Source organism: Streptomyces sp. NPDC002566 (assembly GCF_042889585.1).
Classification (GTDB): domain Bacteria; phylum Actinomycetota; class Actinomycetes; order Streptomycetales; family Streptomycetaceae; genus Streptomyces.
The window spans coordinates 174056-198456 of record NZ_JBIARD010000010.1 but is presented as its reverse complement, the minus strand read 5'-3'; the positions used below and the strand labels follow the sequence as shown (position 1 = coordinate 198456).

General features: G+C 71.3%; 25 protein-coding genes. 9 read left to right on the top strand and 16 right to left on the bottom strand.

Annotated elements, in window-relative coordinates:
* Positions 1-312 precede the first annotated feature (312 nt).
* The 4 genes from ACFYXA_RS32410 to cseC all read left to right on the top strand — a co-directional run bounded on the left by ACFYXA_RS32410 (position 313) and on the right by cseC (position 3920).
* A complete protein-coding gene (locus ACFYXA_RS32410; RefSeq protein WP_130438363.1) occupies positions 313-855 on the top strand; it encodes a SigE family RNA polymerase sigma factor in 543 nt (180 codons plus the stop codon).
* Positions 840-1508 (top strand): hypothetical protein, encoded by a 669-nt coding sequence (locus ACFYXA_RS32405; protein ID WP_352244910.1) that lies wholly within the window; start codon positions 840-842, stop codon positions 1506-1508. Before ACFYXA_RS32410 ends, ACFYXA_RS32405 begins: the two co-directional genes overlap by 16 nt.
* A 353-nt stretch (positions 1509-1861) precedes the next feature.
* Entirely contained in the window at positions 1862-2563 is a 702-nt protein-coding gene (cseB, locus tag ACFYXA_RS32400) for a two-component system response regulator CseB (protein ID WP_351090610.1), read from the top strand.
* Positions 2564-2582: 19 nt separating this feature from the next.
* Positions 2583-3920 carry a two-component system sensor histidine kinase CseC gene (gene cseC, locus ACFYXA_RS32395; RefSeq protein ID WP_352244909.1) on the top strand — a complete coding sequence of 446 codons (1338 nt, stop codon included), beginning with the start codon at positions 2583-2585 and terminating at the stop codon, positions 3918-3920.
* Positions 3921-4011: 91 nt separating this feature from the next.
* Here cseC and ACFYXA_RS32390 read toward each other — a convergent pair whose 3' ends face one another.
* The gene (locus ACFYXA_RS32390) at positions 4012-5634 is read right to left on the bottom strand and encodes an MDR family MFS transporter (protein ID WP_389039634.1); all 1623 of its coding nucleotides are present in this window, start codon (positions 5632-5634) and stop codon (positions 4012-4014) included.
* 172 nt (positions 5635-5806) lie between these two features.
* On the opposite strand from ACFYXA_RS32390, the gene ACFYXA_RS32385 reads away from it, so the two are divergent.
* Positions 5807-6427, top strand: coding sequence for a TetR/AcrR family transcriptional regulator (locus ACFYXA_RS32385; protein ID WP_389039631.1), 621 nt, complete (start codon positions 5807-5809; stop codon positions 6425-6427).
* Positions 6428-6452: 25 nt separating this feature from the next.
* Here ACFYXA_RS32385 and ACFYXA_RS32380 read toward each other — a convergent pair whose 3' ends face one another.
* Complete coding sequence (locus ACFYXA_RS32380; RefSeq protein WP_389039628.1) at positions 6453-7055, bottom strand: M23 family metallopeptidase; 603 nt, start codon at positions 7053-7055, stop codon at positions 6453-6455.
* A 515-nt stretch (positions 7056-7570) separates the two neighbouring features.
* Here ACFYXA_RS32380 and ACFYXA_RS32375 point away from each other — a divergent pair.
* Entirely contained in the window at positions 7571-8206 is a 636-nt protein-coding gene (locus ACFYXA_RS32375) for an HAD family acid phosphatase (RefSeq protein ID WP_389039625.1), read from the top strand.
* A gap of 84 nt (positions 8207-8290) precedes the next feature.
* On the opposite strand, the gene ACFYXA_RS32370 is transcribed toward ACFYXA_RS32375, so the two are convergent.
* Positions 8291-10819, bottom strand: coding sequence for an ATP-dependent Clp protease ATP-binding subunit (locus tag ACFYXA_RS32370; RefSeq protein WP_351090604.1), 2529 nt, complete (start codon positions 10817-10819; stop codon positions 8291-8293).
* 429 nt (positions 10820-11248) lie between these two features.
* Between ACFYXA_RS32370 and ACFYXA_RS32365 the strand changes: the two genes are divergently transcribed.
* Positions 11249-11920: an SCO3374 family protein gene (locus tag ACFYXA_RS32365; protein WP_389039622.1), complete on the top strand. Its 672-nt coding sequence runs from the start codon at positions 11249-11251 to the stop codon at positions 11918-11920.
* Here ACFYXA_RS32365 and ACFYXA_RS32360 read toward each other — a convergent pair.
* The 10 genes from ACFYXA_RS32360 to ACFYXA_RS32315 form a co-directional block, all read right to left on the bottom strand.
* Positions 11899-12234, bottom strand: a complete 336-nt coding sequence (locus ACFYXA_RS32360; RefSeq protein WP_130438373.1) for an Lsr2 family protein — start codon at positions 12232-12234, stop codon at positions 11899-11901. The two genes, ACFYXA_RS32365 and ACFYXA_RS32360, sit on opposite strands and share 22 nt — an antisense overlap.
* Before the next feature lie 225 nt (positions 12235-12459).
* The gene (locus ACFYXA_RS32355) at positions 12460-12993 is read right to left on the bottom strand and encodes an amino-acid N-acetyltransferase (RefSeq protein WP_352244904.1); all 534 of its coding nucleotides are present in this window, start codon (positions 12991-12993) and stop codon (positions 12460-12462) included.
* Between the two features lie 9 nt (positions 12994-13002).
* Positions 13003-13431, bottom strand: coding sequence for a BlaI/MecI/CopY family transcriptional regulator (locus ACFYXA_RS32350; RefSeq protein ID WP_130439482.1), 429 nt, complete (start codon positions 13429-13431; stop codon positions 13003-13005).
* A gap of 137 nt (positions 13432-13568) precedes the next feature.
* Positions 13569-13748: a hypothetical protein gene (locus ACFYXA_RS32345; RefSeq protein WP_352244903.1), complete on the bottom strand. Its 180-nt coding sequence runs from the start codon at positions 13746-13748 to the stop codon at positions 13569-13571.
* Positions 13749-13859: 111 nt separating this feature from the next.
* Complete coding sequence (locus tag ACFYXA_RS32340) at positions 13860-14564, bottom strand: hypothetical protein (RefSeq protein WP_389039692.1); 705 nt, start codon at positions 14562-14564, stop codon at positions 13860-13862.
* 136 nt (positions 14565-14700) lie between these two features.
* Complete coding sequence (locus ACFYXA_RS32335) at positions 14701-15498, bottom strand: type III pantothenate kinase (RefSeq protein ID WP_130438376.1); 798 nt, start codon at positions 15496-15498, stop codon at positions 14701-14703.
* 15 nt (positions 15499-15513) lie between these two features.
* Positions 15514-16497, bottom strand: a complete 984-nt coding sequence (gene nadC / locus ACFYXA_RS32330; RefSeq protein WP_352244902.1) for a carboxylating nicotinate-nucleotide diphosphorylase — start codon at positions 16495-16497, stop codon at positions 15514-15516.
* Between the two features lie 5 nt (positions 16498-16502).
* The gene (locus ACFYXA_RS32325; protein ID WP_351090595.1) at positions 16503-18218 is read right to left on the bottom strand and encodes an L-aspartate oxidase; all 1716 of its coding nucleotides are present in this window, start codon (positions 18216-18218) and stop codon (positions 16503-16505) included.
* Complete coding sequence (panC, locus tag ACFYXA_RS32320) at positions 18215-19207, bottom strand: pantoate--beta-alanine ligase (RefSeq protein WP_352244899.1); 993 nt, start codon at positions 19205-19207, stop codon at positions 18215-18217. The genes ACFYXA_RS32325 and panC overlap by 4 nt, the downstream gene beginning before the upstream one ends.
* Positions 19204-20133, bottom strand: a complete 930-nt coding sequence (locus tag ACFYXA_RS32315) for a DUF2520 domain-containing protein (protein WP_352244898.1) — start codon at positions 20131-20133, stop codon at positions 19204-19206. The genes panC and ACFYXA_RS32315 overlap by 4 nt, the downstream gene beginning before the upstream one ends.
* Positions 20134-20330: 197 nt before the next feature.
* Here ACFYXA_RS32315 and ACFYXA_RS32310 point away from each other — a divergent pair, with 197 nt between their 5' ends.
* Positions 20331-21533 carry a threonine aldolase family protein gene (locus ACFYXA_RS32310; RefSeq protein ID WP_389039614.1) on the top strand — a complete coding sequence of 401 codons (1203 nt, stop codon included), beginning with the start codon at positions 20331-20333 and terminating at the stop codon, positions 21531-21533.
* Here the strand turns inward: ACFYXA_RS32310 and ACFYXA_RS32305 are convergent.
* Positions 21523-21741, bottom strand: a complete 219-nt coding sequence (locus tag ACFYXA_RS32305; protein WP_389039611.1) for a hypothetical protein — start codon at positions 21739-21741, stop codon at positions 21523-21525. The two genes, ACFYXA_RS32310 and ACFYXA_RS32305, sit on opposite strands and share 11 nt — an antisense overlap.
* A gap of 156 nt (positions 21742-21897) precedes the next feature.
* Here ACFYXA_RS32305 and ACFYXA_RS32300 point away from each other — a divergent pair, with 156 nt between their 5' ends.
* Complete coding sequence (locus ACFYXA_RS32300) at positions 21898-23004, top strand: DUF5937 family protein (protein ID WP_352244895.1); 1107 nt, start codon at positions 21898-21900, stop codon at positions 23002-23004.
* Positions 23005-23039: 35 nt separating this feature from the next.
* Here the strand turns inward: ACFYXA_RS32300 and ACFYXA_RS32295 are convergent, their stop codons facing one another.
* On the bottom strand, positions 23040-23672 hold the full coding sequence (locus ACFYXA_RS32295; protein WP_389039608.1) for an AAA family ATPase: 633 nt from the start codon (positions 23670-23672) through the stop codon (positions 23040-23042).
* A 47-nt stretch (positions 23673-23719) separates the two neighbouring features.
* Positions 23720-24388 carry a response regulator transcription factor gene (locus ACFYXA_RS32290; protein ID WP_352244893.1) on the bottom strand — a complete coding sequence of 223 codons (669 nt, stop codon included), beginning with the start codon at positions 24386-24388 and terminating at the stop codon, positions 23720-23722.
* Positions 24389-24401: the final 13 nt, after the last annotated feature.

Here is a 24401-nt window from a genome sequence, read left to right as displayed (position 1 = left end):
CGCTCAGCCAGTTCACGGCCGTCGCACAGGCTCAGCGCTTGCGCACGGCTCCGTAACGGGCTTCCGTCACACTCGCTCACCATCTAAAACACCCCATAGGCACACCGATCGGTCGGGCCCCTTACCCCGAACTCATTTCCGTTACACAACCGACGGACAGCCGAGGGCTGGCCGCAGGCTGCCTCGGACAGTGCCGTGACAACACCTCCGTAGCTTCTCTTCCGTGGCCGCAGCAGCACGAGGGCCACAGACCACGAGCAGGAAACCGGTGGACCACGGTCGGCCGGAACGGGGACACGGAGGGTGTTGAACATGGCGCAGGGAGAGGTGCTCGAGTTCGAGGAGTACGTCCGCACTCGGCAGGACGCGCTGCTGCGCAGCGCCCGCCGGCTGGTCCCGGACCCGGTCGACGCCCAGGACCTGCTCCAGACGGCGCTGGCCCGGACGTACGGCCGCTGGGAAGGCATCGCGGACAAGCGGCTGGCCGACGCCTACCTGCGCCGCGTCATGATCAACACCCGCACCGAGTGGTGGCGGGCCCGCAAGCTGGAGGAGGTGCCCACCGAGCAGCTCCCGGACGCCTGCGTGGACGACTCCACCGAGCAGCACGCGGACCGCGCCCTGCTGATGGACGCGATGAAGGTGCTCGCTCCCAAGCAGCGCAGCGTCGTCGTGCTGCGACACTGGGAGCAGATGTCCACGGACGAGACCGCCGCCGCCCTCGGCATGTCGGCGGGAACGGTCAAGAGCACGCTGCACCGGGCGCTCGCCCGGCTCCGTGAGGAGCTGGAATCCCGCGATCTGGACGCACGCGCGCTGGAGCGTGAGGAGCGGGAGCGTTGCGCGGCGGCCTGACCGAGGCCGGGCCCCCACGGGTCCGGGGGATCTTCCAGGCGGCGATCACGGCGATGACCGTGCTCGCCGCCCTCGGGCTTTTGGCCTCCGCCTGCGCCACCGGGGGTACCGGCGCGCGCGACGAGGGGCCGGCCAGGGGCGACGCCTCCCTGGGCGCCGCCTCGTCGGGCGCCACCCCCGCCGCGGCCCCGACCAGCACCTTCGACCGTGTGGACGCGGCCCGTCTGGTCAAGGACGATCCGGCGGTGTCGGCCGAGGTCAAGCGCGGGCTGAAGCCCTGCGTCGGCGACGAGTACCCGGTCGACGTGTCGTACGGCGACCTCACCGGCGGCTCGGAGGACGACATCGTGGTGAACGTGCTGACGTGCAGCGACGTCGTCGGCATCGGTTCGTACGTGTACCGGCGGGCGGGCGACGGGTACACCAACGTGTTCAAGGCGGAGGAGCCGCCGGTCTACGCGGAGGTGGACCGGGGCGGCCTCGTCGTGAGCAGGCAGGTGTACGAGAAGGGCGACCCGGTCTCCAGTCCTTCGGGCGAGAATGTGGTCACCTACCGCTGGGTCTCGGGCCGGTTCGTCAAGGAGTACAGCTGGCACAACGACTACAGCGTCGTGGGCGACGACGCGACGCCGCCGCCGTCGGCCGGGGGCTGACCGGGCCGGTCGCCCACGGGGGAACGCCGTCGGGAAAGTGGTCGGGCGAAGTCGTCCGGCGAGGTCGTCTGGCAAGGTCGTCGGAGAAAAATCGGCCGTCGGGTGAACCGTTCGGACCCTCCGGACCGATGAACCAGTGAACGACCTGAGCGCTCCGGGCGTCCCTTCTAGGGACACCGGGCAGCGAAACGACAGATTCACGTCCGGGATCCGACCGCCCGAGCCACGACGACCGAGCAGCCACGACCGACCAGACACCACCGAACCGAAGACGACCCACCGAGACGCAAGCGGCCGGCTCACCACGAGCCGGCTCACGAGCGGCCATACGCACGAGGACTGAGAGCACCGGGATGGCAGACCAGACCCACGTCCTGTTCGTCGAGGACGACGACGTCATCCGCGAGGCCACCCAGCTCGCCCTGGAGCGGGACGGCTTCGTGGTCACCGCGATGCCCGACGGCCTGTCCGGACTGGAGGCGTTCCGGACCGATCGCCCCGACATCGCGCTGCTGGACGTGATGGTGCCCGGCCTGGACGGCGTGAGCCTGTGCAGGCGCATCCGCGACGAGTCCACCGTGCCGGTGATCATGCTCTCCGCGCGCGCCGACTCCATCGACGTCGTCCTCGGCCTGGAGGCCGGCGCGGACGACTACGTGACCAAGCCGTTCGACGGCGCCGTCCTGGTCGCCCGTATCAGAGCGGTGCTGCGCCGGTTCGGTCACGCGGGCGGCGGCGACCGGTCCGACCAGGACGCGTCGGCGGTCGGGGGCGTGCTGACCTTCGGGGAGCTGGAGGTCGACACCGAGGGCATGGAGGTACGGCGGGCCGGCCGGCCGGTGGCGCTCACTCCGACCGAGATGCGCCTGCTGCTGGAGTTCTCCTCCGCCCCGGGCACGGTGCTGTCGCGGGACAGACTGCTGGAGCGGGTGTGGGACTACGGCTGGGGCGGTGACACACGGGTCGTCGACGTCCATGTGCAGCGGCTGCGGACCAAGATCGGCCAGGACCGCATCGAGACGGTCCGCGGCTTCGGTTACAAGCTGAAGGCCTGAGCGGACGGGGTATCGGGGGATGTTGCGACACCTGGTTCCGGCCCGCGTGGAGCGCGCGGGCATCCGCACCGGCCTGCGGTGGAAGCTGAGCGCGGCCATCGCGCTGGTCGGCGCGCTGGTGGCGGTCGCGCTCAGTCTCGTCGTGCACAACGCGGCCCGCGTGTCCATGCTGGACAACGCGCGCGATCTCGCGGACGAGCGCATCAAGATCGCCCAGCGCAACTACCAGTTGTCCAGGCACCCGAACTTCCCCAACATCAAGATCGACGACCCGCGGCTGCCGGCGGAGCTGAGGGAGATGGTCGAGGAGGGCCGCCGGGCGACGTTCGTGTCGGACCGCGGGGGCGGCGCGCCGGACATCTGGGCGGCGGTGCCGGTCAACGACGGCGATCATGTGCTCTCCCTGCACACCGGGTTCACCGACCGCAGCACGGACATCCTCAAGGATCTCGACCAGGCCCTGGTGATCGGCTCCATCGCGGTCGTCTTCGGCGGCAGCGCGCTCGGCGTGCTCATCGGCGGACAGCTGTCCCGGCGGCTGCGCAATGCGGCGGCCGCGGCGAACGAGGTCGCCAAGGGAGAGGCGGACGTCCGCGTGCGGGACGCCATCGGCGGTGTGGTCCGGGACGAGACGGACGACCTGGCCAGCGCGGTGGACGCCATGGCGGACGCGCTGCAGCAGCGGCTGGAGGCGGAGCGCAGGGTCACCGCCGACATCGCGCACGAGCTGCGCACCCCGGTGACGGGGCTGCTGACCGCCGCCGAGCTGCTGCCGCCCGGCCGGCCCACCGAACTGGTCCTGGACCGGGCGAAGGCGATGCGCACGCTCGTCGAGGACGTGCTGGAGGTGGCCCGCCTGGACGGGGCGTCGGAGCGGGCCGAGCTGCAGGACATCCTGCTGGGCGAGTTCGTCGCCCGGCGGGTCGCGGCCAAGGATCCCGAGGTCGAGGTGCGCGTGATCCACGAGTCGATGGTGACCACGGATCCGCGGCGGCTGGAGCGGGTGCTGTTCAACCTGCTCACCAACGCGGCCCGGCACGGCAAGGCGCCGATCCAGGTCTCCGTGGAGGGGCGGGTGATCCGGGTGCGCGACCACGGTCCCGGCTTCCCGGAGAGCCTGCTCGCCGAGGGCCCGAGCCGCTTCCGCACCGGCAGCAGCGACCGCGCCGGCCGTGGTCACGGGCTGGGTCTGACCATCGCCGCCGGTCAGGCCCGGGTCATGGGCGCCCGGCTGACCTTCCGCAACGTGCAGCCGATGGGCGCACCCGAGCACATACCCGCCGAGGGCGCGGTCGCCGTGCTGTGGCTGCCCGAACACGCGCCGACGAACACCGGCAGCTATCCGATGCTGCCCTGAGCGGAAGGCGCCGGCGCTCGGGCCGCGTCGCGGACAGCGGCGGGCGGCGCCGCGTCTGTGCACGCGACGCCGCCTCGCTTTCGGCTCGGGGTCAGACGGACTCCACGACCGGGGCCTTGGCGGGGGCCGTCCCGTCCGTGACGCCGTCCGGGCCGTCCGGCTTCGGGAGCGCCCCCCGCAGCGGGACCTCCTTGACGAACACCGCGGCGACCAGGGCGATCACGGCCACCGCGGCTCCGAGGAGAAACGCCGCGTGCGTGCCGTCGGAGACCGCGTACTGGTACGCCTCCCGCGCCGCCACGGGCAGCTTGGCGAGGCTGGCGGCGTCCAGCTGGGCGGACTGCTCGGTGACCTTCGAGCCGAGGGCGCCGGCCCGTTCGGTCATGACGTCCTGGACCCGGCTGTTGAACAGGGCGCCCATGATCGCAACGCCGAAGGAGGAGCCGAGGGTGCGGAAGAGGGTGGTGGAGGAGGACGCGACGCCCATGTCCTTCATCTCCACGCTGTTCTGCGCGACCAGCATGGTGATCTGCATCAGACAGCCCATGCCGAGGCCGGTGACGGCCATGAACACGCCGGACATGAACCGCGAGGTCCCGGTGTCCATCGTCGACAGCAGATACAGACCGGCGACCAGCAGGACGCTGCCGGCGACCGGGAAGATCTTGTAGCGGCCGCTGCTGGTGGTGATCCGGCCCGCGATCATCGAGGTGACGAGCATCGCGCCGAGCATCGGCAGGAGCAGCAGTCCGGAGTTGGTGGCGGACGCGCCCTGCACGGACTGCTGGTACAGCGGCAGGAAGAGCGTCGCGCCGAACATCACGAAGCCGGCGATGAAGCCGATGATCGACATCAGCGTGAAGTTGCGGCTGCGGAAGATGTGCAGCGGCACGATCGGTTCGGCGGCCTTGGTCTGCCAGAACACGAACCCGACGAGCGCGGCGACGCCGATGGCGGTCAGCTCCATGATCCGCGCGGAGCTCCAGGCGTACTCCGTGCCGCCCCACGTGGTGACGAGGACGATGGCGGTGATGCCGACGGTCAGCAGCGCGGCGCCCAGGTAGTCGACGCGCGCGTCGGACCGCTTCTTCGGCAGGTGCAGGATGACGCTGATCAGGCCGAGGGAGACGACGCCGAGCGGCAGGTTGATGTAGAAGGCCCAGCGCCAGCCCCAGTGGTCGGTGATGGAGCCGCCGACGAGCGGTCCGCCGATCATCGCGATCGCCATGACTCCGGCCATCATGCCCTGGTAGCGGCCACGCTCCCGCGGCGGGACCAGGTCGCCGATGATCGCCATGACGCCGACCATCAGACCGCCGGCGCCCAGGCCCTGCACCGCGCGGAAGGCGATGAGCTGGCCCATGTCCTGTGCCATGCCGCTGAGCGCGGACCCGGCCAGGAAGATCACGATCGACGTCATGAAGGCGCCCTTGCGCCCGTACATGTCGCCGAGCTTGCCCCAGATCGGGGTGGAGGCGGCGGTCGCGAGGGTGTACGCCGTCACCACCCAGGACAGGTGCTCCAGGCCGCCGAGTTCGCCCACGATCGTCGGCATCGCGGTGCCGACGATCATGTTGTCGAGCATGGCGAGCATCATCGTGATCATGAGCGCGAGGATCACGGCCCGCACGCTCTTCGCCTGTTTCTCCTGTGCACCGGCATCCGGTGCGTCCGGTGTGCCGGTCTCCCGCTCGACGCTCTTGCTGTCCGCCATCGCTTCCACTCCCCCACGGCGACCCACTTACTTGCCGCCCGGCTAGTTCTCACTACACTGGTGAAAGTAGACGTGGAACTAGCCGGGCGTCAAGTAAGTTCTAGCCGGTCGGCAAGTAAGTGTTTCTTACCTCCGGCGGCCGGATTTCCGTGGGACCGTGAGGACTACGAGGATGGACGCCACTATGGACGGCACCAAGCAGCAGCGGCGCGGCAACACCCGCCAGCGCATCCAGGACGTGGCGCTCGAACTCTTCGCCGAGCAGGGCTACGAGAAGACCTCGCTCCGCGAGATCGCCGAGCGCCTCGACGTCACCAAGGCGGCCCTGTACTACCACTTCAAGACCAAGGAAGAGATCATCGTCAGCATCTTCACGGATCTGACGAAGCCGATCGAGGACTTGATCGACTGGGGCCGGGAGCAGCCGCACACCCTGGAGACCAAGCATGAGCTGGTGCGGCGCTACAGCAAGGCCCTCGCCGAGGCGGCCCCGCTCTTCCGCTTCATGCAGGAGAACCAGGCGACGGTGCGGGAGTTGCAGATCGGCGACTCTTTCAAGGACCGCCTGAAGAGCCTGCGTGACATCATCCTCGACCCGGACGCCCCCCTCACCGACCAGGTCCGCTGCGTCAGCGCCATCTTCACGCTGCACGCCGGCATGTTCTTCCTCCACGACCTCGAAGGCGACCCCGAGGACAAGCGGGAAGCCGTCCTTGAGGTCGCCGTCGATCTGGTCACCCAGGCCCATCAGGGCGCCCGGCCGTCCTCTGCGCCCTCCCCCTCGGAGGACTAGGAGAGCCGGCCGGCCCTGGCCGTCGTCAGACGGTCACGCCCTTGGCGCGCAGGAACTTCACCGGGTCGATCGCCGAACCGTAGTTCGGGGTCGTCCTGATCTCGAAGTGCAGGTGCGGGCCGCTGGAGTTGCCCGTGTTGCCGGAGAGGGCTATGCGCTGCCCGGTCTTGACGACCTGGCCGACGTTGACGTCGACGCGCGAGAGGTGCGCGTACTGCGAGTAGACGCCGTTCGCGTGCTTGATCACGACGGCGTTGCCGTAGGCCGGACCGTCGCCGGCGCCGTTGCCGCCGGCCTTGACGACGATGCCGCCGTGGGCGGCCATGACCTTGGTGCCGGTCGGCACGGCGAAGTCCTGGCCGCTGTGCTTGTGCGCCCACATGCCGCCGGCCTGGGCGAAGCTCGCGGACAGCCGGTACTTCGCCACCGGGTCGACCCAGGAGGCGCCCTTCTTGGCGGCCGCGGCGGCGGGCTTGGCGACGGCGGCGGGCTTGGCGGCCGCGGGCTGCGCGGCGGACGCCACTCCGGACCCCAGCACGACCGAGGCGCCGAGAGCGGCGGCCCCGACGGCCGCCCGGGTGCGGAGCTGGGACGTACGGGAGGAACGGGACGTGACGCGCTGGAACATGGAAAACCTCATGGGTCCGGGGTCAGAGAGAACCACCCGACGTGACGTCCGCCGGATGGCCATCCCTTGGTAACCCCCGGGTCCATGTCGCCTCAAATGTGTGACCTACGGCGGTAGCTAGTACTAAACCCCGAATGCGATGAGTTCTTGACAGTTGGCCTTTTAGTCCGTTTCACCGCCAACTCCCACCCCGGACGCGCAGTTCACCTCACCCGTTGGCCAACTTGTCCGTTTTGCCGGAATTAGTGTTTTCACTATTCCATCTAGTAACGGACATTTCGCCTGTGCGGCATGTCACCAATGCCCTGCCGTGGGGGACTTCTTGATGTGACGGGCGCTACTCCCTTACGGGTGCGGGGAGTTGTGACCCGCGTCACCTTCGACTGCACGCCTCTGTGAGCGGCGTCTCATCAACCGCTACCGTCCGGTAACCCGCTGGTTCCCCTCAAGCCATCCCCACCGATGAGCATGCCCACGACACCCGCAGCACATGGACGTGAGAGGACCCCCACACCATGAACAGAGGTACCTGGATGCGCCGTATCGCCATGACGGCCGTGACCACGGCCGCCGTCACCGCGATGGCCGTCCCGGCCGGCGCCCAGGCCGCGACGGCCACCGGCAGCTCCACCGTCGCCACGACGGCAGCCGCCGCGGACGTCGACTACGCCACCTGGCAGGCCGACTGCCAGGTCGTGATGAACCAGGCCCTGCCGTACCTCAAGCAGCGCATCGCCGCCGCCAAGCCGGGCGAGAAGCAGGCGCTCATCCTCGACATCGACAACACCGCGCTGGAGACGGACTTCGGCTTCAGCTACCCGCAGCCGGCCAACAAGCCGATCCGCGACGTCGCCGAGTACGCCCAGGAGCACGGCGTCTCGCTGTTCTTCGTCACCGCGCGCCCGGGCATCATCGCCGGCTTCACCGACTACAACCTCAAGCAGGTCGGCTACAAGGTCTCCGGCCTCCGTGTGCGCGGGCTGTTCGACCTCTTCAAGGACGTCGCCGCCTACAAGACCGCCCAGCGCGCCGACATCGAGAACAAGGGCTACACGATCATCGCGAACATCGGGAACAGCGCCACCGACCTGTCCGGCGGCCACGCCGAGAAGACCTACAAGCTGCCGGACTACGACGGGCAGTTGTCGTAACCACGGCGGGAGCGGACGCAGACATGCGAGAGGGGCCGGTGCCCGAAAGCACCGGCCCCTCTCTCGCGCTCAGTCCCCGAAGGGTCAGGCGTCCTTGCTCAGGTTCGGCCCGGCACCGCCGGCCGCCTGCTCGATCGGCGGGACGTCGGGCAGCGCCGACTTCTCCTCACCCCGGAAGGTGAAGGTCTTCGCGTCGCCCTCGCCCTCGGTGTCCACGACCACGATGTGGCCGGGGCGCAGCTCGCCGAAGAGGATCTTCTCCGAGAGGGTGTCCTCGATCTCGCGCTGGATCGTGCGGCGCAGCGGCCGGGCGCCCAGGACGGGGTCGTAGCCCTTCTTGGAGAGGAGCTCCTTGGCGGTCTGGGAGAGCTCGATGCCCATGTCCCGGTCCTTCAGGCGCTCGTCCACCTTGCCGATCATCAGGTCGACGATCGCGAGGATGTCCTCCTGGGTCAGCTGCGGGAAGACGACGACATCGTCGACACGGTTGAGGAACTCGGGCCGGAAGTGCTGCTTGAGCTCGTCCGAGACCTTGTTCTTCATGCGCTCGTAGTTGGTCTTCGAGTCGCCCGCGGCCGCGAAGCCGAGGTTGAAGCCCTTGGAGATGTCCCGGGTACCGAGGTTGGTCGTCATGATGATGACCGTGTTCTTGAAGTCCACGACCCGGCCCTGGGAGTCGGTCAGCCGACCGTCCTCCAGGATCTGCAGCAGCGAGTTGAAGATGTCCGGGTGGGCCTTCTCGACCTCGTCGAAGAGGACGACGGAGAACGGCTTGCGGCGGACCTTCTCGGTCAGCTGGCCGCCCTCTTCGTAACCCACGTATCCGGGCGGGGAACCGAAGAGACGCGACACCGTGTGCTTCTCGCTGAACTCCGACATGTCGAGGGAGATCAGCGCGTCCTCGTCACCGAAGAGGAACTCGGCGAGCGCCTTGGACAGCTCGGTCTTACCGACGCCGGACGGGCCGGCGAAGATGAACGAACCACCGGGACGCTTCGGGTCCTTCAGACCGGCACGCGTACGGCGGATCGCCTTCGACAGCGCCTTGACGGCGTCGACCTGGCCGATGACCCGCTTGTGGAGCTCGTCCTCCATGCGCAGCAGACGCGAGGACTCCTCCTCGGTCAGCTTGAAGACCGGGATGCCGGTGGCCGTGGCGAGGACCTCGGCGATCAGCTCGCCGTCGACCTCGGCGACGACGTCCATGTCGCCGGCCTTCCACTCCTTCTCCCGCTTGGCCTTGGCGGCCAGGAGCTGCTTCTCCTTGTCGCGCAGGGAGGCGGCCTTCTCGAAGTCCTGCGAGTCGATCGCGGACTCCTTGTCCCGGCGGACACCGGCGATCTTCTCGTCGAACTCGCGCAGGTCCGGCGGCGCGGTCATCCGGCGGATGCGCATCCGGGAACCGGCCTCGTCGATCAGGTCGATCGCCTTGTCCGGGAGGAAGCGGTCCGAGATGTACCGGTCGGCCAGGGTGGCGGCCTGGACCAGCGCCTCGTCGGTGATGGAGACGCGGTGGTGGGCCTCGTACCGGTCACGGAGACCCTTGAGGATCTCGATCGTGTGCGGCAGGGACGGCTCGGCGACCTGGATGGGCTGGAAGCGGCGCTCGAGGGCCGCGTCCTTCTCCAGGTGCTTGCGGTACTCGTCCAGCGTGGTGGCGCCGATGGTCTGGAGCTCGCCGCGGGCCAGCATCGGCTTGAGGATGCTCGCCGCGTCGATCGCGCCCTCGGCGGCGCCCGCACCGACCAGCGTGTGGAGCTCGTCGATGAACAGGATGATGTCGCCGCGGGTGCGGATCTCCTTGAGGACCTTCTTCAGGCGCTCCTCGAAGTCACCGCGGTAGCGGGAGCCGGCGACCAGGGCGCCGAGGTCCAGGGTGTAAAGGTGCTTGTCCTTGAGGGTCTCGGGCACCTCGCCCTTGACGATCGCCTGGGCCAGGCCCTCGACGACCGCGGTCTTGCCGACGCCGGGCTCACCGATCAGGACCGGGTTGTTCTTGGTGCGGCGCGACAGCACCTGCATGACCCGCTCGATCTCCTTCTCGCGCCCGATGACCGGGTCGAGCTTGGACTCGCGAGCGGCCTGCGTGAGGTTGCGGCCGAACTGATCCAGGACCAGGGACGTCGAGGGCGTGCCCTCGGCGGGGCCGCCGGCGGCGGCGGTCTCCTTGCCCTGCTGGTAACCCGACAGCAGCTGGATCACCTGCTGCCGCACCCGGTTCAGATCCGCACCCAGCTTGACCAGGACCTGGGCGGCGACGCCCTCGCCCTCACGGATCAGGCCGAGCAGGATGTGCTCCGTGCCGATGTAGTTGTGGCCCAGCTGAAGGGCCTCGCGGAGCGACAGCTCCAGGACCTTCTTGGCACGGGGGGTGAAGGGGATGTGCCCGGACGGGGCCTGCTGGCCCTGGCCGATGATCTCCTCCACCTGCTGGCGGACCGCCTCGAGCGAAATCCCGAGGCTCTCAAGGGCCTTGGCGGCGACACCCTCACCCTCATGGATCAGGCCCAGGAGGATGTGCTCGGTGCCGATGTAGTTGTGGTTGAGCATCCGGGCTTCTTCCTGAGCCAGGACGACAACCCGCCGCGCGCGGTCGGTGAACCTCTCGAACATCGTTAATCGCTCCTCAGAGCGGTCAGGCAGTGGGGGGAACTTCCCCTCCCTGTCCTTCCGCAGCTTAGTCCCGCAAGCGGGGACCGCTCATTCCAACTGCCGACACCGTCGATGGCCTCCTGACCCCGAACGCCGACATCTGCTCCAACCCGATGGTGCGAGACGATGTTCCCGCAGGCCAGGCAGTTACCCCCATCGCCAGTACGCCGATGGCGAACGTGAGACGTCCTGTCCTGCGTGTCGCCCCCTCCCACTAGGCATGTCTTACCCGTCGGGACTGACACTCCATGCCGCGCGCCCCGGTTCGCTCCGCTATGGGCGAACAACCTTGCGCCCCCGGACGCCCCCGCGCGCCCCGATTCCGGGCACCTTTCGCAGTCGGGGAAACACCCAGCGTAACTCGCGGGGCTTTTCGGGGTTGCACTTGGCATGGTCGGCACAGCCTCCTCCCTCGTCCCGTCTCCGCGTCGGCCGCTCGATCCCGACCCGGCCGTCCCGGCCGACCGGGTCCGCGGCTGGTACGAGAACGAACTGGGGTGGGCCACGGTGCCCGGGGAGCCGGTACGACTTTCCGTGGGCGTGCGCTTCGACGTCCTGGACGTGCCGGCCGCCGCGGGCCACGCGGCGCTGCGGCGGCTGCCGCCGGGCGCTCCGGTGGCCGTGCGGGGGGAGCGGATGCAGTTCCTGGTGGCCGCGGGCAGTGCGGACGAACTGCCGGGGATCCTGCGCTGGCTGGAATGGGAGCCGCTTCCCCTGGACCTGAGGGCCATCGGCCCCGGGGGCGCCGTGGAAGCGCCTCGGCCCACCGCCCTCGCCGAGCGGCAGGCGCCTCAGGAGAGCGGCGAGCCCTGCTCGCCTTCCCGGCCCCCCAGGATGTCCCCCGCTCCCCGGGAGCGGTCCCGGGAAGTGGTGCAGGGGGCCGCTGTCTGGCTGCGGCCCCCTGTGGCGGGGTGCGAGGTGGAGGCCTCGCTGCCGACCGTGTCGGCGTTGGGGGGCGGTGGAGGCACCCCCGATCTCGTGCGGCTGGTCAACACACTGGCGACGCACTGTCACCGTGTCCGATTGCTGCGCGCGTGCGCTCAGCCGTTGGCCTTCTCGTAAGCCTCGCGAATGGTCGCGGGAACGCGCCCGCGGTCATTCACCTCGTAACCGTTCTCCTTCGCCCAGGCACGGATCTGCGCCGTGTCCTGGCTGCCGCCGGAAGCGGCGCGCGTCTTTCCGCGCCCACCTGAAGCACGGCCTCCGGTACGGCGGCCGCCCTTCACGTACGGGTCGAGAAGGCCGCGCAGCTTGTCCGCATTGGCAGTCGTGAGATCGATCTCGTACGTCTTGCCGTCCAGAGCGAACGTCACGGTCTCGTCCGCCTCGCCGCCGTCGAGGTCGTCGACAAGAAGGACCTGAACCTTCTGTGCCACCGCATTTCCTTTCATCGATAACGTGAGGGCCGGGGGTCTCCGGCGTCCGCCGTTTCGCCGCCCCCTGTTATATGCAGTACTGCAGTACGTCGGAAAGCAAACCGCTTTTCCCGAGAAAACACAAACCCCCGGTTGAGGCTCACGGCCGGTCCCGCGCCCGGAAACGTGCGCGTTTCGGACATAGGGCACCCGGGCAAGGCGGGCGGTGCGGAATGGACTCGGCGATCACAGATGCAGAAGCATCCGGCTGTTGCCCAAGGTGTTCGGTTTCACTCGTTCGAGACCGAGGAACTCCGCGACGCCCTCGTCATAGGAACGCAACAGCTCCGCGTAGACATCGGTGTCAACCGGCGTCTCACCGATCTCCACGAAGCCGTGCTTGCCGAAGAAGTCCACTTCGAAGGTCAGGCAGAAAACGCGCCGAACGCCTAGCCAGCGGGCGGTCTGGAGCAACTTCTCCAACAACTGGTGGCCGACGCCGGCGCCCTTCAGGCCGTCCTTCACGGCGAGAGTGCGGACTTCCGCGAGGTCTTCCCACATCACGTGCAGTGCCCCGCAGCCGACCACCTCGGCGTTGTCGTCGCGTTCGGCGACCCAGAACTCCTGGATGTCCTCGTAAAGCGTCACCGTCGCTTTGTCGAGCAGGATGCCGCCGCGGACGTACGCGTCAAGGAGACGGCGTACGGCGGGGACATCGCTGGTCCGGGCCCGGCGGACGGTGATGGCTTTAGCGCTGACTTCTGGGCTCTGAGCTGACATGTGCGGACGCTATCGCCCACCGGTCCCCGTTGCCGAGCCGGGGTTCTCGCCCGTACTGCCCGCTTCCGCGGGCGGAGGCGGTGGTGTTTGCGGACCTTGGACGATGCGCACCGCGTCGCTGAGCGCCCTTCGCTGTTCCTCGCTCATCATGCCGAAGAAGGCCACGAGAGCCGCGGCGGGGTTGTCGCTCTGCGCCCAGGCGTCGTTCATCAGCGCGGCCGCGTAGGCGGCCCGGGTGGAGACCGCCTCATATCGATAGGCGCGGCCTTCCGCCTCACGGCGGACCCAGCCCTTCTGATGGAGATTGTCCAAAACGGTCATGACCGTGGTGTACGCGATCGACCGTTCCCGCTGAAGGTCTTCCAGGACTTCTCGAACGGTCACCGGGCGGTTCCACTTCCACACCCGCGTCATGACCGCGTCTTCGAGTTCTCCCAATGGGCGAGGCACAGCTCAGACAATAGTGGGAGATCCCGCCCATCGCGTGCCGGACGTGCGCTTTCGGCGGCAAGACGAACAAAAAGGGCGCACGAGTCCGAGCGAGTCGGAGTCGTGCGCCCAGGTGGGCGGCGGGGTCAGGCGTCGGCCGGCCCGGAGGCCGGGCGGACGCCCTCCGTGCGCGCGAGGGCGGCGTCGACTGCCGCGTCCTCCTTGGCCTTGTTGGCCCCGCCCTGGGTCTTCACGATCACCCTGATCACGCCGATGAAGAACACGGCCATGACGACGGGGGGCACGAGCGCGGAGACGTAGTCCATGGATCCAGAGTAGCCAGGGCGCGAGGGGATCCCGGGGCGGGGTGGCCGTGCGACGCCCACCCACCCCCGGGTGGAGCAGCCCGGCGCCGCGGGACCGTGTCCGCCCTCCGGTCAGCCGGCCGCCAGCGTCCGCTGCCCGGCGCCCGCGGGCGGTGCGGCCGGCTTGCGGCGGGGGAAGACCTCGCCCGGCGTCGGGATGGGCCGGCGCGACGGCTCGGGGGCGGGGGGCTTCACCGGGACGGGCCCGGGACCCGGGGCGGGGGCCGCCGGCTTCTCCGCGGGCTTCTTCTTCGGCTCGTCGGCCGCCGCGACGGCCCCTGCGGCGCGGAGAGCCTCGCCGTCCTCCTGCTTCCCGAGCTCTGCGGAACGGCCTCCAGGCAGCGCCAGAAGGCGCGTGCGGGACGCCGGGACGACCGGGGCGACCCGGGCGGACTGCTCAGCCGCACGACCCGCCAGACGGGTGCGTACGTCCTGCTCGGCGAGCGTCTGGCAGCGTTCGAGGAGCGCCGCGGCCGCCGGAGAGCCCCGCAGCGCCCGCAGCGCGGCGAGGTCGTCGGGGACGGGCCGGTAGCCGGCGCCCAGCACCTCCTCCAGGAGCCGGAGGTAGCCGGCCGCCGTGCCGGGCAGGGCGGCGCGGTACCGGCCGAGGTCGGCCACCAGGAAGGCCCGCAGCCGGGCGGCCTCCCGCGCCGCCTCGTCGAGGGACTCGGCGAGGCGATGGCAGTCCTGGACGTCCTCGGCCGAGGCGGGACCGGGGTGGAGGGCGAGGGCGAGAGCACGGCGGAGCACACGCAGCTCCTCCGGGCCGAACGCCATGCCGCCGCGGGATCCGTATGGCGTGGGCATGCGGCGACGATACGCGCTAATCAGACAAGTTCGACATAACGGGCAGGCGTGGCGCATGCGGATTCCGCCGACCGGCCCGCACCCGCGGGCCGGCGGTGCGCCCCGCTCACATGCGGGACACGTTCCGTTCGTAGACCAGGCGCAGACCGATCAGGGTCAGCCAGGGCTCGTGCTCGTCGATCACCGAGGACTCGCCGAGCACCATCGGCGCCAGACCGCCCGTGGCGATCACCGTCACGTCGTCCGGGTCGTCCGCCAGCTCGCGCGCCATCCGGCCGACCACGCCGTCGACCTGCCCGGCGAAGCCGTAGACGACGCCCGACTGCATCGCCTCGACCGTGTTCTTGCCGATCACGCTGCGGGGGCGGGCCACCTCGATCTTGCGCAGCTGCGCGGCCTTGATGCCCAGGGCCTCCACCGAGATCTCGATGCCGGGCGCGATGACGCCCCCGACGTACTCCCCGCGCGCGCTGATCGCGTCGAACGTCGTCGCCGTGCCGAAGTCGACGACGATCGCGGGGCCGCCGTACAGCTCGTTGGCGGCGACCGCGTTGATGATGCGGTCGGCGCCGACCTCCTTGGGGTTGTCGAACAGGATCGGCACGCCCGTCTTCACGCCGGGCTCGACGAGCACCGCCGGCACGTCGCCGTAGTGCCGGCGGGTGACCTCGCGCAGTTCGTGCAGCACCGAGGGGACCGTCGCGCAGATGGCGATGCCGTCGATGCCGTCGCCCAGTTCCACCCCGAGCAGGGGGTGCATGCCCATCAGGCCCTGGAGCAGGACCGCGAGCTCGTCGGCCGTGCGGCGGGGGTCGGTGGAGATCCGCCAGTGTTCGACGATGTCCTCCCCGTCGAACAGGCCGAGCACGGTGTGCGTGTTCCCCACGTCGATCGTCAGCAGCATGGCCGGTTCCCGCTCCTACTCCGCGGCTCGAAGGTCGAGGCCGATGTCCAGGATCGGCGAGGAGTGGGTCAGGGCGCCCACGGCCAGGAAGTCGACGCCGGTGGCGGCGTACGCCCCGGCGTTGTCCAGGGTGAGCCGGCCGGACGCCTCCAGCAGCGCGCGTCCGCCGACGATGCCGACGGCCTCCTCGCACTCGCCGGGGGTGAAATTGTCCAGGAGGATCAGGTCCGCGCCGGCGTCCACGACCTCTCGCAGCTGGTGCAGGGTGTCGACCTCGACCTCGACCGGCACGTCCGGGAAGGCCTTGCGCACGGCCTCGAAGGCCTGGGCGACGCCGCCGGCGGCGACCACGTGGTTGTCCTTGACCAGGGCCGCGTCGGACAGCGACATCCGGTGGTTGACGCCGCCGCCGCAGCGGACCGCGAACTTCTCCAGCGCGCGCAGCCCCGGCGTCGTCTTGCGCGTGTCCCGCACGCGAGCCCTGGTGCCCTCGAGGACGTCGGCCCACGCGCGCGTGGCGGTCGCGATGCCCGACAGGCGGCACATCAGGTTGAGCGCGCTGCGCTCGGCGGTCAGCAGGTCACGCGTGCGCGTGGTGACCGACAGCAGTTTCTGCCCGGGCTCCACGCGGTCGCCGTCCTCGACGTGCCGCTCGACCTCGAACTCGTCCGTGCAGACGACCGAGATCACCGCTTCGGCGACCCTGAGGCCCGCCACCACGCCGGCCTCGCGCGCGGTGAAGTCGGCGGTGGCCACGGCCTCCTCGGGGATGGTCGCGACGGTCGTCACGTCCACGCCGAGGGCGAGGTCCTCCTGGATGGCGACGTTGGCGATGTCCTCGACCTCCAGGGGGTCGAGTCCGGCGTCGGCCAGGAGCTGGGCGAGAGCGGGGTCCAGCCCGCACTCCATGTACTCGTCGTCGCCGGTGCCGTCGCCGCAGGCGCAGCCGTCGCCGCAGCCGCCGTTCTCGACGAGGGAAAGGTCCTCGGGGGTGCTCACTTCTGTCACTGCTCCTGCTGGTGCTGCCGGGTAGGGGGGAAGTCTGCGGTATCGGTGGTGCGTACGGCGAGCGTCCGGTCCGGATTCAGCCGTACGACGATGTGACGGCGCCAATTCGCGTCGTCGCGCCCGGCGCGGTCCTCGCGCCAGTGGCAGCCGCGGGTCTCCTCGCGCAGCAGGGCGGCGGCGACCAGGACGCGGGCCACGCACAGGAGGTTGGTGGCCTCCCAGGTGTCGACGCCGGGCTCGGCGGTCTTGCCGTTCTCGTCGAGGGCGTCGCGGGCCTCGGTGTGCAGCCGCTGGAGCCGGTCGGCGGCCTTCTCCAGCGACTCCTTCGAGCGCAGGACCCCCGCGCCGTCCGTCATGGTGCGCTGGATCGCGAACCGGGCCTCGGGGGCCAGCAGCGGGTGCGCGGGCGTCGCCGGGTGCTCGACCGGGGCGGGCACGCGCTCGTGCGGGCCGTCGGCCGCCCGGTCGCCGGCGATGTCGGCGGCGATGCGCTCGGCGTAGACGAGGCCTTCGAGGAGGGAGTTGGAGGCGAGCCGGTTGGCGCCGTGCACACCGGTGCAGGCGACCTCCCCGCACGCGTACAGGCCCGGGACGGTGGTGCGGCCGTGGGAGTCGGTGCGCACGCCGCCGGAGGCGTAGTGGGCTGCCGGGGCGACCGGGACGGGCTCGGTGACCGGGTCGATGCCGTGGGCGCGGCAGGCCGCCAGGATCGTCGGGAAGCGGTTCTCCCACATGTCGGCGCCGAAGTGGCGGGCGTCGAGGAACATGTGCTCGGCGTCCTGCTCCTGCATGCGGCGCGTGATGCCCTTGGCGACGATGTCGCGGGGCGCGAGCTCGGCCAGCTCGTGCTGCCCCAGCATGAACCGCACGCCGTCGCCGTCGACCAGGTGCGCGCCCTCGCCGCGCACGGCCTCGGAGACCAGCGGCTGCTGGCCCTCCGCGTCCGGGCCGAGGAACAGCACGGTGGGGTGGAACTGCACGAACTCCAGGTCGCTGACCTCGGCGCCCGCGCGCAGGGCGAGGGCCACGCCGTCGCCGGTGGAGACGGACGGGTTGGTCGTCGCGGAGTAGACCTGGCCCATGCCGCCGGTTGCGAGGACGACCGCGGGAGCGTGCACGGCGCCCACGCCGTCGTGCTGGCCCTCGCCCATGACGTGCAGGGTCACGCCCGCGGTGCGGCCCTCGGCGTCGGTGAGCAGGTCCAGGACGAGCGCGTTCTCGATCGTGCGCAGGCCGCGCGCGCGTACGGCCTCCACGAGCGCGCGGGAGATCTCCGCGCCGGTGGCGTCGCCGCCGGCGTGGGCGATGCGGCGGCGGTGGTGGCCGCCCTCGCGGGTGAGCTGGATGCCGCCCTCGTCGTCGGTGTCGAAGTGGGCCCCGGTGGAGATCAGCCGGCGTACGGCGTCGGGCCCCTCGGTGACCAGGAGCCGTACCGCGTCCTCGTCGCACAGGCCCGCGCCCGCCACCAGCGTGTCGTCCAGGTGCTGTTGCGGGGTGTCGCCCTCGCCGAGGGCCGCGGCGATGCCGCCCTGCGCCCAGCGCGTGGAGCCGTCGTCGAGGCGGGCCTTGGTGACCACGACCGTCGTCAGGCCCGCGGCCTCGCAGCGCAGGGCGGCGGTCAGGCCGGCCACTCCGGAGCCGACGACCACGACGTCCGCCGAGATGGACCACCCGGGCGCGGGCGCGTGCAGTCGTATGCCTGTGCTGGTCACGAGGCGGCTCCGAACGTGAGGGGGAGGTTGTCGATCAGCCGGGTCGTCCCGACCCGGGCGGCGACGGCCAGGACGGCCTCGCCGGTGAAGTCGTCCCCGATCTCGGTGAAGTCGGCCGGGTCGACCAGCGCGAGGTAGTCCAGCCGCAGCGGCGGGTCCATGCGGGCGGCTTCGTCGAGGACCAGGCGGGCGGCCGCGCGGACGGCCGCCGCGGCGCCGGGGACGGCCTTGGCGACGGCGTGCGCGTCGGCGGCGGCACGGGACTCGCCCAGGGCGCTGAGCGCCTCGGCGCGGGCGTGCGTGGCCGGCACCTCACGCGCGCGTGCCCGCAGCGCCTCCTGGGCGGCGTGCCGGTCGCGGCCGGCGAACAGCGCCTGGGACAGCGCGAGCGCGGTACGTCGCCCGGTCGCGGACAGATAGCGGTTTCTGCTGGACAGGGCCAGGCCGTCGTCCTCGCGGACGGTCGGCACGGCGACGATCTCCACGCCGAAGTTCAGATCGCGCACCATACGGCGGATCAGGGCGAGCTGCTGGGCGTCCTTCTGCCCGAACAGGGCCACGTCGGGCCGGGTGAGGTGCAGCAGCTTGGCGACGACGGTCAGCATCCCGTCGAAGTGGCCGGGGCGCGAGCCGCCCTCCAGACGCTCGCCCATGGGCCCGGCGGTGATGCGCACCTGGGGCTCGCCGCCCGGATAGACCTCGTCCACGGACGGGGCGAAGACGACGTCGGCGCCGGCCTGTTCGGCGAGCTTGACGTCGGCGTCCAGGGTGCGCGGATAACGGTCGAGGTCCTCGCCCGCGCCGAACTGAAGCGGGTTGACGAAGACGGTGACGACGACCTCGCCGTCCGGCCCGGCGATCTCGCGGGCGGTGCGGACGAGCGTGGCGTGCCCCTCGTGCAGGGCGCCCATCGTCATCACGACCGCCCTGCGCCCGGCACGCGCGCGTGCGTGCAGGTCGTCGGCGGTGCTCAGCAGGCTCGTGGTCATCCGGCTTCTCCCTCGGCGCCGTCGGTCCCGTTGGCGAGTACCCCGAGGAGGTCCTCGGCGAGTTCCGGCTTCAGCAGGCCGTGGGCGAGCGCGCGGTCGGCGGTGGCGCGGGCCATCGCGAGGTAGCCGCCGACGGCCTGCGGGGCGTGCCTGCGCAGTTCGGCCACGTGCGCGGCGACCGTGCCGGCGTCCCCGCGCGCGACGGGGCCGGTGAGCGCCGCGTCGCCGGAGCGCAGCGCGTTGTCGAGGGCGGCGCCGAGCAGCGGGCCGAGCATCCGGTCGGGGGCCGACACCCCGGAGGCGCGCAGCAGCTCCATGGACTGGGCGACCAGCGTCACCAGGTGGTTGGCGCCCAGGGCGAGGGCCGCGTGGTAGAGCGGCCGGCTCTCCTCGGCGATCCATTCCGGTTCGCCGCCCATCTCGATGACCAGGGCCTCGGCGGCCAGCCGCAGCTCGTCGGGCGCGGTCACGCCGAAGGAGCAGCCGGCCAGTCGCTGGACGTCCACGGGGGTGCCGGTGAAGGTCATCGCCGGGTGCAGGGCCAGCGGCAGGGCGCCCGCGCGCAGGGCGGGGTCGAGGACCTTCGCGCCGTACCGCCCGGAGGTGTGCACGAGCAGCTGGCCGGGCCGTACGGCACCGGTGTCGGCGAGGCCTTCGACGAGGCCGGGCAGGGTGTCGTCGGGGACGGTCAGCAGGACCAGTTCGGCGCGCTGGAGGACCTCGGCGGGCGGCACCAGCGGCACGTCCGGCAGCAGTGCCGCGGCCCGGCGGCGGGAGGCGTCGGAGACCCCCGACACGGCGACCGGGCGGTGCCCGGCGAGCTGGAGCGACGCGGCGAGCGCGGGGCCCACGCGGCCGGCGCCTACGACGCCGACGGTGAGCCGCGCGGGACGGTCGCTGGGGTCTGGCTGTTGGCTTGTGTTCACGCGGCGACGGCCTTCCCGTTCCAGTCCGCTTCGGGTACCGGACGATTTCTCGTCATGTTAACGCGATCGGTCGCCGGGGCGTCCGGTCGTCCACAGGCTGTGGGCTTCCTCTCGGCGACCGCACGGCCCGCGCGCGGGCCGCCGGTGGTGCGGAAAAGCCGGTGCTCGGGCGGTCCGGCGCCGGGCATGATCCGAGCATGACGAACACGGCGGAACGGGACGGGGAAGAGCCGGGCGAGGAGCGGCGGGAGGAGCTGGGGAAGCGACGGACGGCCGCCTTCCGGGCGGCGGAGCGGGCGCTGTCGCGTCCGGGCTTCCGCGGCAGCCTGCGCGACCGGCTCGCCCTGCTGCACGAAGCGGCGCCCGAGGTGTACGACCTGGACGAACCGCCGGACGTGTACGGCGGCGGGGTCGTCGCCGCCCTGGAGGACCGGGTCGCGGGCCTGCTGGGCACGGAGGCCGCGGCGTTCTTCCCCACCGGCACGATGGCCCAGCAGGTCGCCCTGCGCTGCTGGGCCGGGCGTACCGGCAACCCCACGGTCGCCCTGCACGCGCTGGCCCACCCGGAGGTCCACGAGCGGGGCGCCCTGAGCGCGGTGGCCGGGCTGCGGCCGGTACGCGTCACCGGTGAGCCCCGGCTGCCGACGGCCGACGAGGTCCGCGCCTTCGAGGAGCCCTTCGGGACGCTGATGCTGGAACTGCCCCTCAGGGACGCCGGTTTCGTGCTGCCCTCCTGGGAGGAGCTCACCGACGTCGTGGACGCGGCACGCGAGCGGGACGCGGTGGTGCACTTCGACGGCGCCCGCCTGTGGGAGTCCACCGTCCACTTCGGCCGCTCCCTGGAGGAGATCGCGGGCCTGGCGGACAGCGTCTACGTGTCGTTCTACAAGTCCCTGGACGGCTTCGGCGGCGCGGCGCTCGCCGGCCCGCGGACGCTGGTGGAGGAGGCGAGGGCCTGGCGCCACCGGTACGGGGGCACCGTCTTCCTGCAGTTCCCCACGGCGCTGTCCGCGCTCGTCGGGCTGGAGCGGGAGCTGCCCCGGCTGCCGGAGTACGTCGCCCACGCGCGCGTGGTGGCCGAGGCGCTGCGCGAGGGCTTCGCCGAGGCCGGGGTCCCCTGGGCGCGCGTGCATCCGGAGGCACCGCACACGCACGAGTTCCAGCTCTGGCTGCCCTACGACGCCGACGACCTCGCCGAGGCGGCGGTGCGGCAGGCCGAGGAGACGAAGACGGTGCTCTTCGCGTCGGGTTGGAGCCGCGGCGGGCCGCCCGGGCTGTCGTTCACGGAGGTCACCGTGCGCGCCGACGGCCTGGAGTGGACGCCGCAGGACGTGCGGACGGCCGTCGGGGACTTCATGGCGCGGCTGAGGGAGACCGCCGGGCAGCCCTTCAAGGCCTGACCGGCCGCAGACGGTGCAGCAGTCGGCCGAGGACGTTCCGGGCGCGCCCGCGGGCGGGGCGGCGGCCGCCGAGGACCGCCTCGAACTCACGGCGGTCGCGCAGTTCGCGGACGAGCTGCCAGTCGTGGGCGCCGGGCGCGGGCGGGAGGGGCTCGCCGTGCTGACGGGCGCGGTGGACGTCGAGGGCGTACTGCTCGGTGATGCTCATGGCCGTTGCCTTTCCGGGAGTTGGAGAGGGGCCCGGGTGCGCCGCGGTCGCCCCGGTGACTCCAGGCTGCGGCGCGCCCGCGCCGCTCGTCCCGTCGATTGACGAGGGCCGTCAATCGACGGCTGCGTTGTCAGTGCCGGGGTGCACCATGAGGGCATGAGCGTGCGCATCGACATCACGGGGCTGCGGCCGGAGCGGGTCACGGTCGCGCCGTCGCCCCTGGCCGAACTCGGCATGGCGCTGCACGCGCTGTCCGAACCGGGCCACCACCCCGGTCTGCAGGGCTGGGTCACCAGCGTGACGGCGTCCCTCGACCCGCATCTGGCCGACCGGATGTGCGAGGCGGACTTCCTGTGGCGGACGACGTTCTCCGACGTCTTCCTGCCGTACGCGGGCATCCCGGGCGGCGGCGCGCGGCCGGGCGCCACACTCGCCGAAGAGCTCGACCTGCTGGACAAACTGAGCGACGAGCAGTTCACCGACTCCGCGCTGGAGTTCACGTGCGCGCCGGGCTACGAGCTGCCGAGCTCCGGCGTCCTGTCCGACCCGGCCCTGCACGAGCGCGCCCTCGACCTGGCCGCCTCCCGAGGGCCGCGCCAGGTGCGCTTCACCCGACGGCTGCTCGCCGACCCGCCCCTCGTGCGGGCGTGGCTGCGGCAGTTCCTCCAGGACTGCGAGGAGGCCTTCTTCGCGGACGTCTGGGCCCGGGTCCGCCACGCTCTCGCCGCGGACGCCCGCCACAAGACGGAGCTGCTGCACCGCAAGGGTCTCGCGGAGGCCCTCGCCTCGGTGTCCTCCGCCGTGACGCTGGACGAGAACGCCGCGCACATCACCGTCGACAAGCTGATCGAGGGCCGCACCGCCGTCACCGACGGGTCCCTGCTGCTGGTGCCGACGAGCCTCGGCTGGCCGCATCTGATGGTGCTGCACCGGTACGGCTGGCAGCCGGTGCTGCACTACCCGGTCGGCTCGCCGGAACTGGCCTCGCCGCCGTCGGTGGAGCAGCTCACGCTGCGGATGACGGCGCTGTCCCACCCCGTGCGCATGCGGATCTGCCGCCTGCTGGCCCGCAGCGCCTACACGACCACCGAGCTGGCCCAGGCGCACGGCATGACGGCGCCCGAGATATCCCGGCACCTCGCCGTCCTGAAGAAGGCGGGCCTGGTCTCCACCCGCCGCCGCGGCCGGTACGTGCTGCACCAGCTGGACGTGACGATGGTGGCGCGGCTCGGCAGCGACTTCCTGGAGGGGATACTCCGCTAGCCCCGCGGCAGGAGCGGTTCGCGCGGGTCGGCTGCTCAGTCGAAGCGGATGTGCCTCAGCCCCACGCGCGCCTGCCGCAGCCTGGTCCGCAGCGCGCCCTCGTGGTTGGGCCGGAGCGTCAGACCGGCCAGGACGGCGATGCGGTCGGCCGTCCTGGGCACGGAGGTGCGGTCCGTCCACAGCTGCTCGGCGAAGCAGGGCTCCCGCAGCCGCTCCAGACAGTGGTCGAGCTGACGGACGGCCCAACTCTCCTGCCTCGGAGCGGCGTTCTTGCCGGCGAGGAACCGCAGCAGGCGTCCGAGGCCGCGTTCCCGCAGCCGCCGCAGCACGGTCTCCCGTTCGGCGAGGAGCGTGAAGTGGCGTACGTCGTGCCCCAGTTCACGCAACCGGCCCACGGTCTCCGCGAAGTGGTCCGGATCCGTGAGGGTCATGGGCACGATCACCACGCCGTCGTGCTTGCGCAGCGCCAGGTCGAGCACCTCGACGACGCCCAGCCGCCAGGACGCAAGGTCCCGGAAGTCCTCGCGCAGCGCGGGCGGCAGCATGCGGTGCAGGCCGAAGCCCACGTGCTCGGGGTCGCACACGACGCTGCCCGGCAGCCGCCGCCGGATCTCGTGTGCCGTCTGTGTCTTGCCACCCCCGAAAGGGCCGTTTATCCACAGGAGCATGCGCAGACCCTAGTGGCCGCCACGGGGGCCGGGGAGCGCTTTCCGGCTCAGTGCCCGCCGGCGCGGACCAGTCCCGTCTCGTAGGCCAGGACGACCACCTGGACCCGGTCGCGCAGGCCCAGCTTGGTGAGGATGCGGCCGACGTGGGTCTTCACCGTCGCCTCGGACAGCACCAGCCGGGCGGCGATCTCGCCGTTGGACAGCCCCTGGGCGACGAGGATCATGACCTCGCGCTCGCGCTCGGTGAGCCGCTCCAGCTCCTTGCGCTGCGGCTCCTTGCCGGCGCTGGGCAGCATCGGCGCGAACCGGTCGAGCAGACGGCGGGTGGTGGAGGGGGCGACGACCGCGTCGCCGCTGTGCACGGCGCGGATGGCGGCGAGCAGTTCGCCGGGCGGCACGTCCTTGAGCATGAATCCGGAGGCGCCCGCCTTCAGCCCGGAGAAGGCGTACTCGTCGAGGTCGAAGGTGGTCAGGATCAGCACCTTCGGCGGGTTCTCCTCCGCGCAGATGCGCCGGGTCGCCTCCACACCGTCCAGCTTCGGCATGCGCACGTCCATCAGGACCACGTCCACCGCCGTGGACCGCACCGCCTGGAGGGCCTCGACGCCGTCGCCCGCCTCGGCCACGACCTCCATGTCCGGCTGGGCGGCGAGCACCATCCCGAACCCGGTGCGCAGCAGCACCTGGTCGTCGACGAGCATCACGCGGATCGTCATCGGGTCCTCTTCC

What these genes read in the sequence shown, in the direction of transcription:
- ACFYXA_RS32345 (WP_352244903.1), bottom strand. Translation starts at nt 13,748, where the DNA reads ATGGACTACGTCTCCGCGCTCGTGCCCCCCGTCGTCATGGCCGTGTTC.
- ACFYXA_RS32290 (WP_352244893.1), bottom strand. Translation starts at nt 24,388, where the DNA reads ATGACGATCCGCGTGATGCTCGTCGACGACCAGGTGCTGCTGCGCACC.
- ACFYXA_RS32335 (WP_130438376.1), bottom strand. Translation starts at nt 15,498, where the DNA reads ATGCTGCTGACGATCGACGTGGGGAACACGCACACCGTGCTCGGCCTG.
- ACFYXA_RS32385 (WP_389039631.1), top strand. Translation starts at nt 5,807, where the DNA reads ATGGACGCCACTATGGACGGCACCAAGCAGCAGCGGCGCGGCAACACC.
- ACFYXA_RS32300 (WP_352244895.1), top strand. Translation starts at nt 21,898, where the DNA reads ATGAGCGTGCGCATCGACATCACGGGGCTGCGGCCGGAGCGGGTCACG.
- ACFYXA_RS32355 (WP_352244904.1), bottom strand. Translation starts at nt 12,993, where the DNA reads ATGTCAGCTCAGAGCCCAGAAGTCAGCGCTAAAGCCATCACCGTCCGC.
- panC (WP_352244899.1), bottom strand. Translation starts at nt 19,207, where the DNA reads ATGACCACGAGCCTGCTGAGCACCGCCGACGACCTGCACGCACGCGCG.
- ACFYXA_RS32390 (WP_389039634.1), bottom strand. Translation starts at nt 5,634, where the DNA reads ATGGCGGACAGCAAGAGCGTCGAGCGGGAGACCGGCACACCGGACGCA.
- ACFYXA_RS32295 (WP_389039608.1), bottom strand. Translation starts at nt 23,672, where the DNA reads ATGCTCCTGTGGATAAACGGCCCTTTCGGGGGTGGCAAGACACAGACG.
- ACFYXA_RS32310 (WP_389039614.1), top strand. Translation starts at nt 20,331, where the DNA reads ATGACGAACACGGCGGAACGGGACGGGGAAGAGCCGGGCGAGGAGCGG.
- ACFYXA_RS32305 (WP_389039611.1), bottom strand. Translation starts at nt 21,741, where the DNA reads ATGAGCATCACCGAGCAGTACGCCCTCGACGTCCACCGCGCCCGTCAG.
- cseC (WP_352244909.1), top strand. Translation starts at nt 2,583, where the DNA reads ATGTTGCGACACCTGGTTCCGGCCCGCGTGGAGCGCGCGGGCATCCGC.
- cseB (WP_351090610.1), top strand. Translation starts at nt 1,862, where the DNA reads ATGGCAGACCAGACCCACGTCCTGTTCGTCGAGGACGACGACGTCATC.
- ACFYXA_RS32380 (WP_389039628.1), bottom strand. Translation starts at nt 7,055, where the DNA reads ATGTTCCAGCGCGTCACGTCCCGTTCCTCCCGTACGTCCCAGCTCCGC.
- ACFYXA_RS32340 (WP_389039692.1), bottom strand. Translation starts at nt 14,564, where the DNA reads ATGGCGTTCGGCCCGGAGGAGCTGCGTGTGCTCCGCCGTGCTCTCGCC.
- ACFYXA_RS32370 (WP_351090604.1), bottom strand. Translation starts at nt 10,819, where the DNA reads ATGTTCGAGAGGTTCACCGACCGCGCGCGGCGGGTTGTCGTCCTGGCT.
- ACFYXA_RS32375 (WP_389039625.1), top strand. Translation starts at nt 7,571, where the DNA reads ATGAACAGAGGTACCTGGATGCGCCGTATCGCCATGACGGCCGTGACC.
- ACFYXA_RS32365 (WP_389039622.1), top strand. Translation starts at nt 11,249, where the DNA reads ATGGTCGGCACAGCCTCCTCCCTCGTCCCGTCTCCGCGTCGGCCGCTC.
- ACFYXA_RS32410 (WP_130438363.1), top strand. Translation starts at nt 313, where the DNA reads ATGGCGCAGGGAGAGGTGCTCGAGTTCGAGGAGTACGTCCGCACTCGG.